We start from the raw sequence: 14,832 nt of genomic DNA on the forward strand, positions 1-14,832 counted from the left end.
GTCAGTCCGCCAGCACCTTCTTGGCGCGCTTCTCCAGGAAGGCGCGCAGGCGGTCCTGGGCTTCGGGCGTCATCGAGGCCAGGGCCGAGACCATGGATTCGACGAACAGACCGTCTTCCGAGGACATGTCACGGATGCGGGGCAGGGCGTTCATCACCGCGTAGTTGGAAAACTCGGAATTGCTGGCGGCCTCTTCGGCCAGTTCGATGGCCTTGTCGATGGCGCCGCCGGCGGGAGCAAGGTAGTTCACGCCGCCCCAGCGTTCCATTTCCTCGGCCTTGGCGACACGGCCGGTCAGCATCATGTCGGTCATCCGCGATGTGCCGATCAGCCGCTCGATCCGGACCGAGCCGCCACCGCCGACGAAGATGCCGCGCTGGCCTTCGGGCAGGCCGAAATAGGTCGTCTCATCCGCCACGCGGATCTGGCAGGAGGAGGCCAGCTCGAAGCCGCCGCCGACGACCGCGCCGTGCAGGGCCGCGAAGAAGGGGATGGTGCCGCGCTGCATCCGGTCGAAGACCTCGTGCCAGCGGCGCGAACCCATGATCGAATCGAGCAGCGGCTTTTCCGAATGCTCCGCCAGGTCCAGCCCGGCGCAGAAATGCTGCCCTTCACCGAAGATCACGGCGGCCTTCGCCTCGTTGCGTGCGCGTTCGATCACGAGGGCAAGCTCTTCGATCACCGCGTCGCTGATCGCGTTGCGCTTTTCCGGCCGGGTCAGGCCGATCAGCGCAACATTGCCGCGCAACTCATAGGAAACAAACGACTTTCCTTCGGTCTCCGCCATCGGACCGCACTCCTTCCACATCGTCTTTCGACTGTTATTTGTTTCCTAGTAGACAAAATAAAATTGCTGAGTCAATCTCTGATCAACCAAGCCCGGGCAGTGAGGAGAGTATTGTCCGGGCATTTTGGAAATGGAGGAGACACATGTCCGACAGTTCTCGGGCCCAGGATTTCTGGGCGCCCGTCATTCGTCACGAGACCCGCGAAGACGGCTCGATTCTGGTCTGGCAGGAGGAGGAGCTTGGCCCCTATCCCCGCTGCATGACCGAGAAATTCATGCATTGGGCAGAGGTCGCGCCGGACCGCAGCTGGATGGTCGAACGCGGCGGGCCGGACGGTGCCTGGCAGCACATGACCTACGGCGAGGCGGCGCGACAGATCCGCGCCATCGGATCGGCTCTGCTGCAGATGGGCCTGTCGGCGGAACGGCCGCTGCTGATTCTGTCGGGCAACTCGGTGCGTCACGCGATCATGGCGTTGGCGGCGCAACACGTGGGCGTGCCCTCCGCCGCGCTGGCGCCCGCCTATGCCCTGGCCAAGGGCGACCTGGCCAAGCTGATCGACGTAGCCGCCCAGCTGACACCCGGCATGATCTACGCCGAGGACGCCACGCCCTTCGGACGCGCCATTCATGAGGTTTTCGACGCTTCGGTTCCCGTGGTCAGCGTCACCGGCCAGCTGAAGGACCGCGAGGTGCTGCGCTTCGACGACCTGGCGGCGACGGAGCCCTCGGCGGAGATGGAAGCCGCCTTTGCCGCGCTTGGCCCCGACACTGTGGCGAAATTCCTCTTCACCTCCGGCACCACCGGCTCCCCCAAGGCGGTGATCCAGACCCAGCGGATGCTGTGTTCCAACCAGGTGATGATCAACGACAGCTACCGCTTCCTGAACCATGAACCGCCTGTCGTCTGCGACTGGGCGCCGTGGAATCACACCGCTGCCGGCAACAAGGTGTTCAACCTGATCATCTACAACGGCGGCACGCTCTACCTCGATGATGGCAAGCCGACTCCGAAGGATATCGGCAAGACCATCCGCAACCTGCGCGACGTTTCACCCACCTGGTATTTCAACGTGCCGCTCGGCTATCAGATGCTGCTGGATGCGATGGAACGTGATGCGGACCTGCGGAAGACCTTCTTCAAGCGGGTGAAGATGCTGATGTACGCGGGCGCCGGCATGTCGCAACCCGTGTGGAATCGGATCACCCGTATTGCCGACCAGGAGGTCGAGGGCGGCGTGGTCCTGGCCACCGGCTTCGGCTCGACCGAGACCGGGCCGTTCTCGCTGATGTGCTGCGAAAAGCAGGAAACGGCGGGCAATCTCGGCGTGCCGTCGCGCGGTATCACCCTGAAACTGGCGCCCCAGGGCGACAAGTACGAGGCGCGGGTGAAGGGGCCCAACATCACCCCCGGCTACTGGCGCAACGAGAAGCTGTCGGCGGAGGCCTTCGACGAGGAGGGCTTCTACTGCTTCGGTGACGCCTTCCGCTTCGTCGAGCCGGGCAACCCGGCGGCGGGCTTCTACTTCGACGGGCGCCTGGCCGAGAACTTCAAGCTGGCCTCGGGCACCTGGGTCGCCGTCGGCGCCCTGCGCGCGCAGCTGACCAACGACCTGAAGGGTCTGGCCTCGGACGTGGTCGTGGCGGGGGAGGGGCATACCGAACTGGGCGCACTGGTCGTGCCCGACTGGGATGCCCTGGCCGCCATGGTCGACGAGGACGTCTCCGACGAGGCGCTGTTGAACCACCCCAAAGTGCGCCGCGTGGCCGCTGACCTGCTGGATGCCCATGCGGCGCGGGCCACCGGCTCGGCCAGCCGGGTGACCCGGATGATGTTCCTGGAGGTGCCGCTGTCCTTCGAGAAGGGCGAGGTGACCGACAAGGGCTCGATCAACCAGCGCGCGGTGCTGCGCCACCGTGCCGACCTGGTGGAGAACCTGTGGTCCGAGGACCCGCGGGTGATCTCCCTGCATATGGAAAGGACCTGAAGACATGAACCTGACCGACGCACATGTGGCCGTCACCGGCGGCGGCTCCGGCTTGGGCGCGGCCACCGCGCGGCGCCTGGCCAAGGCGGGCGCCAAGCTGACCATCGTGGATCGGAACGCCGAGGCGGCCGAGGCCGTGGCGGCGGAACTGGGCGGCGTGGCCAAGGCGCTGGACGTGGCCGACCCGGTCGCGGCGGAAACGGCCCTGGACGAGGCGATCGCGGCGCAGGGTCCCCTGCGCGGGCTCGTGAACTGCGCCGGCATCGGCGAGGCGGGCCGCGTGGTGGGCCGCGAAGGCCCGCTGCCCTTCGAGGACTTCGAACGCACCATCCGGGTGAACCTGCTGGGGTCTTTCAACATGCTGCGGCTGGCCGCGGCGCGCATGGTGCCGACCGACCCGCTGGAGGACGGCGAGCGCGGCGTGATCGTCAACACCGCCTCGGTGGCGGCCTTCGACGGGCAGATCGGCCAGGCGGCCTATTCGGCGTCCAAGGGCGGCATCGTCGCCATGGCCCTGCCGATCGCACGCGAGCTGGCGAAGTTCGGGGTGCGGGTAAACACCATCGCCCCGGGCCTTTTCCTGACCCCGCTGCTGGAAGGCCTGGGCGAAGAGGTGCAAAAATCCATCGCCGCCACCATTCCCTTCCCGCAGCGTCTGGGCGACCCGGATGAATATGGCCGCACCGTGCAGTACATCTTCGAGACGGCCTACCTGAACGCCGAGGTGATCCGCCTCGACGGCGCCGTGCGGATGCAGCCGAAATGAGCGCAGAGCTGATCTCCGACATCCTGCACCTGACCCCCGGCTGGGCTGCCCAGGCCGAGGCCGCGGGGCTGGAGAAGGACGATACGACCATGATCCTCGGCGAGGCTTCGCGCCTGGCCGAGGAGGTGCTGGCGCCGCTGGCCGGGCGGGCCGACGAAGAGGGCTGCACGGTCGAGAACGGCCGGGTGCGCACACCCCAGGGCTACCGCGAGGCATTGGCCAAGCTGGGTGCCGACGGCTGGCTGGCCGCCGACCTGCCGGAGGACTTCGGCGGGCAGGGCCTGCCGACGGCGGTGCATGTCGCCGCCTCGCTGGCGTTTGAGGGTGCGGCGATGCCCTTCATGATGATCGGCGGCTCGACCCGGGCAGGCGCCCATTGCCTGATCGCCGCCGCGCCGGAGCTGGCCGCCACCTGGGCGCCGAAACTGGCCTCGGGCGAATGGACGGCGACGATCTGCATCTCGGAACCCGACGCGGGCTCCGACGTGGGGCGCATCCGTACCCGGGCGACGGATCTGGGCGATGGCCAGTGGTCGATCACCGGGCCGAAATGCTGGATCTCCTTCGGCGATCACGACATGGCGGCCCGCATCGGCCACCTCTGCCTGGCGCGCACCGGCACGCCGGAGGAGGGCACGCGGGGCCTGTCGCTGTTCCTGGTGCCGGACGTAAAAGACGACGGCAGCCGCAACGCCATCCGGGTCGAACGGATCGAGGAAAAGCTGGGCCTGCACGGCTCGCCCACCTGTGTCCTCAGCTTCGAGGGGGCCGAGGGGCAGATGGTGGGCGAGCCGGGCCGGGGCCTGGTCACGCTGTTCCGCATGATCGAGCTGATGCGCCTGCAGACCGGCTGCCAGGGGGCCGGTGTGGCCCTGCGGGCGGCGGCGCTGGCGCGGCATTACGCGGGCGAGCGGTTGCAGGGGGGCAAGCCCTCCGAGCCGCCGGTGCCGATCCTGTCTCACCCCGACGTGCGGCGGCAGTTGCTGGACATGCAGTCCAATGCGGCGCTGCTGGCCGCCCTGGTGGCGGAGGCGGCGGTGACCACCGACGCGGCCCGGGCGGGCGATGCGGAGGCCGAGATGCGCTCCGCCTTCCTGCTGCCCCTGGCCAAGAACTTCGGCGGCGAGATTGCTTTCGAGGTCGCATCGGGCGCAGTGCAGGTGCTGGGGGGCGCGGGCTATACCCGCGAATGGCCCGCCGAACGCTACCTGCGCGACGCCCGCATCATCACCATTTACGAGGGCACCACGGGCATGCAGGGGCAGGATTTCCTGATGCGGCGCCTGCTGAAGGACGAGGGCCGCAGCCTTGATGCCTTCACCCGTGCCGCCCGGGCAGAGCTGACAGCCTCCCCCCATGAGGCCGAGGCGGCCCGCGCCGCCGCAATGCTGGACCGCTTCATCGCCCTGGCCGACAGGCTGATGAGTTCCGGCGCGTCCACGAAAGTCCTGCTGGGGCAGGCCGACGGCTACCTGCGCGCTGGCTGGACGGCCGTATCTGCCCTGATGGCGGTGCGGCTGGCTGGACTGGGCGAGGAGGGACGCGCCTGGGCGCGCTACCGCCTGCACTTCTCGGAAGCTGAAATGACGCGCGCCGAAGCGTCCTGCAGTCTGCCGCCCGAGTTGCTCGACAGCGTCGTCTGACCTTGACGCGCGGCCGCCCCGGGTGGCCGCGCGGTCGTCCGGCGGGCCGGTCCGTAGGCCCCTGGCTCCGCTGGACGTGCCGCGGCCGCGACAACTTGCGCACAGAAACCACTTGATCGCCCGTTCCGCATCACGCTTAGATGCGGACGCTGTCATTTTCCGTGTCTTTCTGTGTGGTTGGTTGATGAGTTTCACAATGAATGCGGGAGGCCTGTCCATGGATGTCGCCGCCTTGCGCAAGGCTACGCCGTCTCTGCCCGGACTGGCGCATTTCAATGCTGCCAGCAGTGGACTTTTGTCGTCCGAGGTGGTCGAGGCACTGCAATTCCACCTGGGCGAAGAGATCCGCACCTCGTCCCATGCCGCCGGCCTTGCCGCTGCCGAGAAGATCGAGAATGCCCGCGACGAGATCGCCTGGCTGATCGGCGCCACTGCCCCCCAGATCTCCTTCATGAGCAGCAACAGCGAGGCCTGGAACCTGGCTGTCCTGTCGCTGCCGCGTCTGCGGCCGGGGGACCGGGTGCTGGTCGGCGGCGGGGAATGGGGCGGCAACATCCTGACGCTGGCCCAGGAATGCGCTGCCGTCGGCGCCCGGCTGGGACGGATCCCCGAGCTGCCCGATGGCCGCATGGACCTGTCGGGCCTGGAAGAGATGATGGACGACCGTCTGCGGCTGATCGCGGTGACCTGGATCGGGGCGCATCTGGGCCATGCCGTCCCGGTGGAGCGGATCGGTCGGCTGGCCCGGGCCGCCGGCGTGCCGTTCGTCGTCGACGCGGCCCAGGCGGCAGGGGTCCTGCCCATCGACGTGAACCGGATCGGCTGTGATATCCTGACGGCGTCGGGGCGCAAGGGGCTGCGCGGGCCGAAGGGCAGCGGGTTCCTCTATGTCCGCGAGGGCGCGCTGGAGCAGATGGTGCCGAGGCCGATGAACCTGCGTGCTGCCAGCCTCGTCGCGGGCGAGGTGGTGCAGAGGCGCGACGGCGGACGGTTTGAAGCCTCCGAATACGCCCCGGCATTGCGCCTCGGCCTCGGCGCGGCGGTGCGGCTGGCCAACCAGCTGGGCGCCAGGGCGATCGCGGCGCGGATGCTGGAGCGAACGACGCGCCTGCGCGCGGCCCTGGCAGAGGTGCCGGGGTTGGTCCTGCGGGAAACCGGCCCGGCGGAAAGTCATATCACCACGTTCCACATGCCGGAGATCACGCCTGCCCAGGTTCAGCTGGCTCTGGCCCGTCGCGACGTGACGATCACCACGGTCAACACCTCCTATGCGCCGTTTTGCACCCTGCCGATGCCGCAGGGCTCGGTCTGCCGGGCCTCGGTCAGCTACTTGACCGATGATGCGGAGATCACGCGGCTGACCGAGGCGCTGTGCGAGATCGTCGCGCAGCATGCCAAGGCTAGCGGGCGCCGGGCCCGCCTGATGGCTCAGGGCCAGGCGGGCAGGTCGGGCGCGTAGCGGGCGCGCAGGTAGCGGGCCAGGGCGGCGATGTCCGTCTCGGGCAGGTCTGCGGCAAAGCCCGGCATGTCGCGCAACTCGGTCCCCAACGGGCCGGAGAGACCCTCTCGGATCACCGTCATCGCCGTTTCCGGGCTCGGGGCGCGCAGGGCGGGCGACCGGCCCAGCGGGATCTGCGCCGCCGTCAGCAGGTCGGCGAAGGCGGGTTCGTGGCAGCTGGCACAGGCGGATTCGTAGATACGGTGCATCCGGTCGGGCGTTGCGGGCAGGACGGGCTCGGGCACCGGCGCGGCACTGCCTTCGGCCAGCGAGGCCAGGTAGGTGGCCATGGCCGTCAGATCCCCCTCGGGAAGTTGTGACGTGCCCTCGATCACCTCGGCCATAGGCCCGGAGGCCGCCGAGAGGCCGGGCGCGGTGCCGGTCTTCAGGTAGCGGGTCAGCGTTGGCACGTCCCAGCCGCGGGCACCGGCCTCTGGTCCAGCCAGGGCAGGGGCGAACCAGTCGCGAATCATCGCCCCGCTCAGCGCGCGCGTCTGGTCCTCGACGCCAAACGTGCCGCGCGGCGTGTGGCAGGCGGAACAATGGCCCAGGGTTTCCACCAGGTAGCGGCCCCGGTTCCAGGTCGCATCCTGCGCCGGGTCGGGGGACAGCGTGTCGACCTTGTGGAACAGCGCGTTCCAGGCGGCCAGCGCCGGGCGTGGGACCTGCATCTGCGCGGCGGGCACCTCGGCCCGGATCGGCTCCAGCGACTGGATATAGGCGTAAAGGGCCTGCAGGTCGGCCTCCGCCATCTTCGCGAAGGAGGTATAGGGGAAGGCGGGGTAGAGGTTGCGCCCGTCGCGGCTGACACCGTGGCGCATGGCACGGGCGAAGGCCGCGTAGGACCAGCGGCCCAGCCCGGTTTCGGCGTCTGGTGTCAGGTTGGTGGAAAAGACCGTGCCGAAGGGCGTCTCGACCGGTTTGCCGCCCGCGTTCTTCAACCCGCCGGTGGCGGTGTGACAGGACGAACAGTTGCCGAGCGCAAAGAGCGTTTCCCCCCGTGCCAGTTGCTCCGCCGTGGTGGCGATCTGCGGCGTCACCGGCGCGATGGCACGATGCAGAGGCAGGGAGGCGGCGCCGAGCCCGGCCAGCCCCATCAAGCCGATGGCGCCGGCGGCCAGGCGCGTGCGTAGGGGCAGGCGCGGTTTGCGCGGGGGCGGGGGAAGGGCTGTTGCCGGTGTTTCCGTCTGTCCCAGGGCCGCGCGCATCTTTTCGGGGGTGAAGGGCGCCTCGCGCATCCGCACGCCGGTGGCATCGAAGATCGCATTGGCGATGGCGGCGGCGGCGGGCACGGCGGCGCTTTCACCGACGCCAAGGGGCGGATCCTCGGGGCGTTCCACCAGCAGGGTGCGGATCTCGGGCAGCTGCGGGAAGGTGGTGAGGGGATAGTCGGCAAAGCTCTGGTCGGTGACGCTTATCTCGTCGAAGCTGACCTCCTCGGTCAGCACCCGTCCGGCGGTCTGGATGACGTTGCCGTGGATCTGCTGGCGCACCCCGTCGGGGTTGATGACCAATCCCTGATCCTGGCCGACGAAGACGCGGGACAGGGTGACCTCGCCGGTCTCGGTGTCGACCGCCACGTCGACGACCCAGGCGGCGGCGGCCGCTGCCACGCCGGGGAAGGGGCCGTGGACATAGGTGGCGAAGGCGAAGCCTTGGCCATAGGCCATGCGGCCCTCGCGTTGCAGCCGGGGACCATCATGTTCCTCCCACCCCGCCTCTTCGGCGGTGCGGCGCACCAGTTCGGCCTGGCGCGGGTCGTCCATGTGGCGCAGGCGGAAGGCCACCGGGTCTTCGCCCGCCTCCGCCGCCAGCTCGTCGATATAGCTTTCGTGGGCGAAGGTATTGGGCAGGGCCGAGACGCCGCGCAGCCAGGCGGCGCGCACGATGGGCGCCATGTCATGTGCCACGATCCGGCGGTGCGGGATGCGGTAGGGCGGCACGGCCGTCCGGTCGCCCATGGTGTCGGGGCGCGGATCGGGGCTGATCCGTCCGGTCAGCAGCAGCGCCAGGTTGGGGCCGCGGTTCGACGGATACCAGCTTTGGAAGTCGTAGGCGTGAAAATCCTTCGCGGCATCCAGGCCGCCGCGGATCTCCATCAGCTGCGCGGCCCCCTTCGGTTCCCACAGGCTTTCCTGCGCGCGGGTCAGCTGCACCCGTACGGGCCGCCCGCAGGCGCGCGACAGCAGCAGGGCATCGCCCGCCACGTCATCGGCGCAGTTGCGCCCGTAACAGCCGGCGGCCTGGTGGCGGCGGATCTCGATCTGTTCCTCCGGCAGGTCGACCAGCACGGCCAAGTCCCCGCGTAGCATGTGCGGGTTCTGGGTGCCCGACCAGACCAGCGGTGTGCCGCCGTTCCAGTCGGCCACGGCGCAGCTGGGCCCAATGGAGGCGTGCATGTGCCACGGCCAGACATAGCGCCGGTCGAGCCGATGCGCCGTCTCGGCCAGCCCGGCGTCGATGTCGCCGCTGGCCAGCAGCGGCCGGGGCGTCGAGGGCTGCGCCTTCAGCGTATCGGCGATGCTCTCCATGTCGGGCAGGGGCGGCGGCAGGCGCCAGTCCACCTTCAGCGTCTCGGCGATGGCGCGGGCCTGGGGCGCGGTTTCGGCCAGCACGGCCAGGAAGTCACCCTCGTGGTGGATGCCCAGGTAGCCCGGCATGCCCTCCACGCTGGTGGCGTCATAGCCGATCAGGCTGCGACCGATGAAATCGCCGCTGTCCCGGCCGGCGTAGGGCGGGCGGATCACATGGCCGTGGATCATGCCCGGCAGGCGCACGTCCTGGATATAGTCGAACTCGGCCCGAAGTTTCGCCGGCAGGTCCAGCCGCCCGGCCTTGCGGCCCACGACGCGATAGCTGGCCGGATCCTTGACCGGCGCGGCCTCGTCCAGGGGCAGCGCCTCTGCGTGGTTCTGCAACAGGGCGTCGTAGGGCAGGCGCCGGTCCTGCCAGAGGCAGGCGCCGTCGAGGGTCGTGATCTCCGCCTCGGGGGCATCACACTGCCGGGCGGCCTGGGCCACCAGCCAGGCACGGGCCTGGGCGGCGGCGCGGCGCAGGGGCGCGGCGGTGATCTGGATGGTTTCAGAGGCGATCGTCGGCCCCTGGTTCGGCGTGTGGGCCGTGTCGCCCAAGTGGATGGTCACCGCCTCCAGCGGCAGGTCCAACTCCTCGGCGACGATCTGCGTCAGGGCGATGCCGATGCCGGTGCCCAGGTCGACGTGGCCGTTGTAGCCGGTGGCGTGGCCCTCGGGGGAGAGCGTCAGGAAGACGTCACGCCCGCTTTCGGTGGCGCGGTAGATGGTCAGGGCATTGGTCACGGGCGGCGCCCCTTTTCGGCACCCGGGCAGAGGTCACGCATGGCCGGCCTCCCGCATCAATTCCGCCGCGCGGCGGACGGAGGCGATGATTTCCAGGTGCGCCCCGCAGCGGCAGAGGTTGTGGCGCAGGGCGCTTCGGATCTCCGCCTCGGACGGGTCGGCGTTGGCGCGCAGCAGGGCCGTCGCGCTCATCACCATGCCGTTCAGGCAGTAGCCGCATTGCGCGCCCTCCATCTCCAGGAAGGCCTGCTGTGTGGGGGAAAGGGCGCCGGTGTCGGGATCGGCCAGACCTTCCAGCGTGGTGACGGACCGCCCGGTTACGCGCTCTGCACGCAGGATGCAGGACCGCGCGGGCGCGCCGTCGACCAGCACCGTGCAAGCGCCGCATTGCGCCAGGCCGCAGCCGTACTTCGGGCCGTTCAACCCCAGTTCCTCGCGCAGCAGATCCAGCAGGGTTAGCCCCGCAGCACCGCCGCAGGTGACCTGCGTCCCGTTCAGGGTGAACCTCAGTTCCTCCCGCATCCTTCCCTTCCCCGGGCGCATGGCTGCGCCTCTCTTGCTGGCCCTGTCCCGTCGTTGCGGGGCGGACAAATTGCTTGCGCACGAACAATGTCCCGAAACCTGTCCCCGCGCCAGAGGGAGTGAGCCACGAAATGCCCCCGCGGCTCAAGTTTGCTCTGCGGCTGCGTAAGGGCTGGGCAGCGCTGCGGGGCGTCGCGCCTGGCGCCCTGTCGGGGCCTGCGCTTGACCGGGACGGCGCGGGGGGGCATGAAGCCCCTGTTTTGCGCCCGCAAAGGAAGGAGCCCCCCTTGGCCCGACGTCCCCAGACCGATCCCGGCCAGCTTGATCGCGACCCCTCGCGCCGCGTCGGCGCATTGGGAGAGCTCTGGCCCTTCCTGCGCCCCTACCGCGCGCTGCTGATCGGCGCGCTTCTGGCGCTTGTGCTGACCGCCTCCGTCTCGCTGGTGCTGCCCCTGGCGGTACGCCGCGTGGTCGACAATTTCGAGGAGGGGTCGGCCCAGATCCTCGACCAGTATTTCCTGGCCGCCATCGGCATCGCGGCGCTTCTCGCCCTGGGCACGGGGCTGCGCTATACGCTGGTCACAACCCTGGGCGAACGCGTGGTGGCTGACATCCGCAAGGCCGTCTTCGGTCGTGTCATCGGGATGAGCCCGGCGTTCTACGAGAGCACGATGACCGGTGAGGTCCTCAGCCGGATCACCACCGACACGACCCTGATCCAGTCGGTCGTCGGCTCCTCCGTCTCGGTGGCGCTGCGCAACGTGCTTATCTTCTTCGGCGGCTTCGTGATGATGCTGCTGACCTCGGCCAAGCTGACGGGGCTGGCCCTGCTGATCGTGCCGCTGGTGGTGGTACCGATCCTGACCCTGGGCCGCCGCCTACGAAAACTCAGCCGCGAGAACCAGGACTGGATCGCGCAAAGCTCGGGCAATGCCTCCGAGGCGCTCTTGTCGGTGCAGACGGTGCAGGCCTTCACCCATGAGACGCAAAGCCGCGCAACCTTCGATGCGGTGACCGAGGAAAGCTATCGCTCCGCCATGCGGCGCATCCTGACCCGTGCGGTGATGACCGTGATCGTGATCTTCCTGATCTTTGCGGGCATCGTCGGCGTGTTGTGGATCGGCGCCAATGACGTGCGCACCGGGCTGATGACCACCGGCGGGCTGGTGCAGTTCGTGATCTACGCGGTGATGGTCGCAGGCTCCGTCGCGGCCCTGTCGGAGATCTGGGGCGAGCTGCAGCGCGCCGCCGGCGCCACCGAACGGCTGGTGGAGCTGCTGACGGTCGAGGATGCTGTGCAGGACCCGGCCGTGCCGCTGGCACCGCCGTCACCGGCGCGCGGGCGGATCGGCTTCGACGGTGTGACCTTCCATTACCCCTCGCGCCCCGCGCGGGCGGCGCTGGACGAAGTGAGCCTGCAGGTGAACCCGGGTGAGACGGTGGCCGTGGTCGGCCCCTCGGGGGCGGGCAAGTCGACCCTGATCCAGCTGATCCTGCGCTTCTACGACCCGGAGGCGGGTGCGGTGACCCTGGACGGCACCGACCTGCGCCAGATGGCGCGGGATGCCTTCCGCCGCCACGTGGCCCTGGTGCCGCAGGACCCGGTGATCTTCGCGGCCTCGGCGCGCGACAACATCCGCTTCGGCCTGCCGGGCGCCAGCGATGCGGCGGTCGAGGCCGCGGCCCGTGCCGCCGCCGCGCATGAGTTCATCGAGGCGCTGCCCGAGGGCTACGACAGCCCTGTGGGAGAGCGCGGCGTGATGCTCTCGGGTGGCCAGAAACAGCGCATCGCCATCGCCCGCGCCATCCTGCGAGATGCCCCGGTGCTGCTGCTGGACGAGGCGACCTCGGCGCTGGACGCGGAAAGCGAGGGCCTGGTGCAGAAGGCGATCGAGACCGTGTCCGAGGGGCGCACCACCATCATCATCGCGCACCGCCTGGCTACGGTGAAACGGGCCGATCGGATCGTGGTGATGGAGGAGGGCCGGATCGTGGCCCAGGGCCGTCACGACGACCTGGTGGCCGAGGGCGGCCTCTACGCCCGCCTGGCGCGACTGCAATTCACCGACGGATCGGCGGCGGCCTGAGGGCCCCGCCGCCCGTCCTGCGCCTGTCTCCCGTCGGCCCCTTGCGGGGCGGGTCCGGGCGGCGTTCTCTGACTCTTCCGACATTTTTTCTCGCCAATTGTCTTTCCATGCTAGGCTTTACGTCACGTTGCGCATCGGAGGGGAAACGCAGCGTAATGCTTGCCTTTGAAGCGGCGAAAGAAAATCTAGCGAAGAGCGCAAGGAGGCGCACGAGGCGATGGGAGGAGAACGCATGACCTTTACAGGCGTGCCTGATGTCAAGCGGATCGAAGCGGAGATGCCCTGGGAGGCGCGGGACGTTCCGAAGACGGTATTCGGAATGGTGGAGCGCACGGCTGCTGCCTTTCCGTCGAACAAGGCGGTCACATTCCAGCTTGAATCCGGGCCGAAGGACAAGGCCGAAACCCTGAGCTGGAGTGAGCTGAAGGGCAAGGTGGCGCAATGCGCCAACATGTTCCGCAAGCTGGGCGTCGGGGAAAACGACGTGGTCGCGCTGGTCATGCCCAATTCGATGGAAACCGTGGTCGCCACCCTGGGCGGCATGACGGCGGGCATCGTGAACCCGGTGAACCCGCTGCTGGAGCCGGAGCAGATCTCCGCCATCCTGCGCGAGACCGGCGCCAAGGTCGTGGTCACGCTGAAATCCTTCCCGAAGACCGACGTGGCGCAGAAGGTGGCCCAGGCGGTGCAGTTCGCCCCCAATGTCCGCACCGTGCTGGAGGTGGACCTGAACCGCTACCTCAGCCCGCCGAAAAGCTGGATCGTGCCGCTGATCCGTCCCAAGACGTCGGACCGGCACCATGCCGACGTGCTGAACTTCGGCGAGCAGATGGCCGGCCAGCCGAGCGAGCTGGCCTTCGCCGACAGCCAGACCGACCGTATCGGCGCCTATTTCCATACCGGCGGCACGACGGGCATGCCGAAGGTGGCGCGCCACCTGCATTCGGGGCTGGTCTACAATGCTTGGGTGGGGGCCTCGCTGCTCTACACCGAAGAGGACAGCATCATGTGCCCGCTGCCTCTGTTCCACGTCTTCGCCTGTCACGTGATGCTGATGGGGGCCTGCATGTCGGGCGCCCATGTGGTCTTCCCGACGCCGGCGGGCTATCGCGGCGACGGCGTCTTCGACAACTTCTGGAAGCTCTGCGAGCGTTACAAGACGACCTTCATCGTCTCGGTGCCCACGGCGATCTCGGCGCTGATGCAGCGTCCGGTCAATGCCGACATCTCGACGGTGAAGCTCTGCTTCTCGGGCTCGGCGCCCCTGCCGGTGGAACTGTTCAAGCGGTTCGAGGCGGCGGCCGGCCTGAAGATTCTCGAAGGCTACGGGCTGACCGAGGCGACCTGCCTTGTGTCCTGCAACCCGGACCAGGGGGAGCGCAAGAACGGCTCGGTCGGCGTGCCCTTCCCCTATACCGACGTGCGCATCCTGGATGCCTCGGGCGGGGGCGAGCCGCGCGAATGCGCCGTGGACGAGGTGGGCGAGATCTGCGTCGCCAACCCCGGCGTCTACGCGGGGTCGACCTATACCGAAGAGGCCAAGAACCGTGAGCTCTTCCACTATGACCGCTACCTGCGCACGGGCGACCTGGGGCGTCTGGACGCCGATGGCTACCTCTTCATCACCGGGCGCGCCAAGGACCTGATCATCCGCGGCGGTCACAATATCGACCCGGCGGAGATCGAGGAGGCGCTGCTGGCCCATACCTCTGTCGCCTTCGCGGGCGCCATCGGCCAGCCCGACGCGCGCACCGGCGAGCTGCCCTGCGCCTATGTCGAACTGGTGGACGGGGCCGAGGTGACCTCCGAAGAGCTGCTGGCCCACTGCAAGGTGCACGTGCACGAACGCGCCGCCATCCCGAAATACGTCGAGGTGATGGACGAGCTGCCCAAGACCGCCGTCGGCAAGGTGTTCAAGCCCGCCCTGCGCAAGAGCGCGATTCAGCGGGTCTACAACGCCGCCCTGGCCGAGGCGGGGATCCCGGCCGAGGTGGTCGAGGTGGTCGACGACAAGAAACGCGGCCTGACCGCGCGGGTCGTCCGCAAGGGCGAGGTGGATGAAACCGCCCTGAAGACCTTGCTGGGCAATTACACCAATCCCTGGGAATGGGCCGAGGACGTGTCGGAACTGGCCTGAGCCGTCGCCGCTCCCTGATCAAATCAACAAGCCCCGGCCTCAGCGCCGGGGCTTTTTCGTGCTGCGTCGCAGGTTTCCCCTGCGGGG

The 14,832-nt window shown here is 68.8% G+C and carries 9 protein-coding genes; 6 read left to right on the plus strand and 3 right to left on the minus strand.

Annotated elements, in window-relative coordinates:
- Position 1 precedes the first annotated feature (1 nt).
- A complete protein-coding gene (locus tag CVM50_RS03285) occupies positions 2 to 787 on the minus strand; it encodes a crotonase/enoyl-CoA hydratase family protein (RefSeq protein ID WP_085886131.1) in 786 nt (261 codons plus the stop codon).
- A 143-nt stretch (positions 788 to 930) separates the two neighbouring features.
- On the opposite strand from CVM50_RS03285, the gene CVM50_RS03290 reads away from it, so the two are divergent.
- From CVM50_RS03290 to CVM50_RS03305, 4 genes are all read left to right on the plus strand, one after another.
- Positions 931 to 2,775 carry a feruloyl-CoA synthase gene (locus CVM50_RS03290; RefSeq protein WP_085886130.1) on the plus strand — a complete coding sequence of 615 codons (1,845 nt, stop codon included), beginning with the start codon at positions 931 to 933 and terminating at the stop codon, positions 2,773 to 2,775.
- A 4-nt stretch (positions 2,776 to 2,779) separates the two neighbouring features.
- A complete protein-coding gene (locus tag CVM50_RS03295; RefSeq protein ID WP_085886129.1) occupies positions 2,780 to 3,541 on the plus strand; it encodes an SDR family NAD(P)-dependent oxidoreductase in 762 nt (253 codons plus the stop codon).
- The gene (locus tag CVM50_RS03300) at positions 3,538 to 5,184 is read left to right on the plus strand and encodes an acyl-CoA dehydrogenase family protein (RefSeq protein ID WP_085886128.1); all 1,647 of its coding nucleotides are present in this window, start codon (positions 3,538 to 3,540) and stop codon (positions 5,182 to 5,184) included. Before CVM50_RS03295 ends, CVM50_RS03300 begins: the two co-directional genes overlap by 4 nt.
- Before the next feature lie 217 nt (positions 5,185 to 5,401).
- Positions 5,402 to 6,643 carry an aminotransferase class V-fold PLP-dependent enzyme gene (locus CVM50_RS03305; protein ID WP_157792121.1) on the plus strand — a complete coding sequence of 414 codons (1,242 nt, stop codon included), beginning with the start codon at positions 5,402 to 5,404 and terminating at the stop codon, positions 6,641 to 6,643.
- On the opposite strand, the gene CVM50_RS03310 is transcribed toward CVM50_RS03305, so the two are convergent.
- Together CVM50_RS03310 and CVM50_RS03315 are read right to left on the minus strand one after the other, a co-directional pair.
- Positions 6,613 to 9,999 (minus strand): molybdopterin cofactor-binding domain-containing protein, encoded by a 3,387-nt coding sequence (locus CVM50_RS03310; protein WP_085886126.1) that lies wholly within the window; start codon positions 9,997 to 9,999, stop codon positions 6,613 to 6,615. The two genes, CVM50_RS03305 and CVM50_RS03310, sit on opposite strands and share 31 nt — an antisense overlap.
- Before the next feature lie 33 nt (positions 10,000 to 10,032).
- The gene (locus CVM50_RS03315; protein WP_085886125.1) at positions 10,033 to 10,521 is read right to left on the minus strand and encodes a (2Fe-2S)-binding protein; all 489 of its coding nucleotides are present in this window, start codon (positions 10,519 to 10,521) and stop codon (positions 10,033 to 10,035) included.
- 287 nt (positions 10,522 to 10,808) lie between these two features.
- Between CVM50_RS03315 and CVM50_RS03320 the strand changes: the two genes are divergently transcribed.
- Both CVM50_RS03320 and CVM50_RS03325 read left to right on the plus strand, forming a co-directional pair.
- On the plus strand, positions 10,809 to 12,608 hold the full coding sequence (locus CVM50_RS03320; RefSeq protein ID WP_085886124.1) for an ABC transporter transmembrane domain-containing protein: 1,800 nt from the start codon (positions 10,809 to 10,811) through the stop codon (positions 12,606 to 12,608).
- Positions 12,609 to 12,840: 232 nt separating this feature from the next.
- Complete coding sequence (locus CVM50_RS03325; protein ID WP_085886123.1) at positions 12,841 to 14,745, plus strand: acyl-CoA synthetase; 1,905 nt, start codon at positions 12,841 to 12,843, stop codon at positions 14,743 to 14,745.
- Positions 14,746 to 14,832 lie beyond the last annotated feature (87 nt).

Origin of the sequence: Pseudooceanicola marinus, from assembly GCF_002786295.1 — a bacterium.
In the GTDB taxonomy this organism is placed as follows: Bacteria; Pseudomonadota; Alphaproteobacteria; order Rhodobacterales; family Rhodobacteraceae; genus Pseudooceanicola; species Pseudooceanicola marinus.

Bases quoted from the DNA above. Each gene is read 5' to 3' on its own strand.
- CVM50_RS03285 (WP_085886131.1), bottom strand. From the start codon at position 787: ATGGCGGAGACCGAAGGAAAGTCGTTTGTTTCCTATGAGTTGCGCGGC.
- CVM50_RS03290 (WP_085886130.1), top strand. From the start codon at position 931: ATGTCCGACAGTTCTCGGGCCCAGGATTTCTGGGCGCCCGTCATTCGT.
- CVM50_RS03295 (WP_085886129.1), top strand. From the start codon at position 2,780: ATGAACCTGACCGACGCACATGTGGCCGTCACCGGCGGCGGCTCCGGC.
- CVM50_RS03300 (WP_085886128.1), top strand. From the start codon at position 3,538: ATGAGCGCAGAGCTGATCTCCGACATCCTGCACCTGACCCCCGGCTGG.
- CVM50_RS03305 (WP_157792121.1), top strand. From the start codon at position 5,402: ATGGATGTCGCCGCCTTGCGCAAGGCTACGCCGTCTCTGCCCGGACTG.
- CVM50_RS03315 (WP_085886125.1), bottom strand. From the start codon at position 10,521: ATGCGGGAGGAACTGAGGTTCACCCTGAACGGGACGCAGGTCACCTGC.
- CVM50_RS03325 (WP_085886123.1), top strand. From the start codon at position 12,841: ATGACCTTTACAGGCGTGCCTGATGTCAAGCGGATCGAAGCGGAGATG.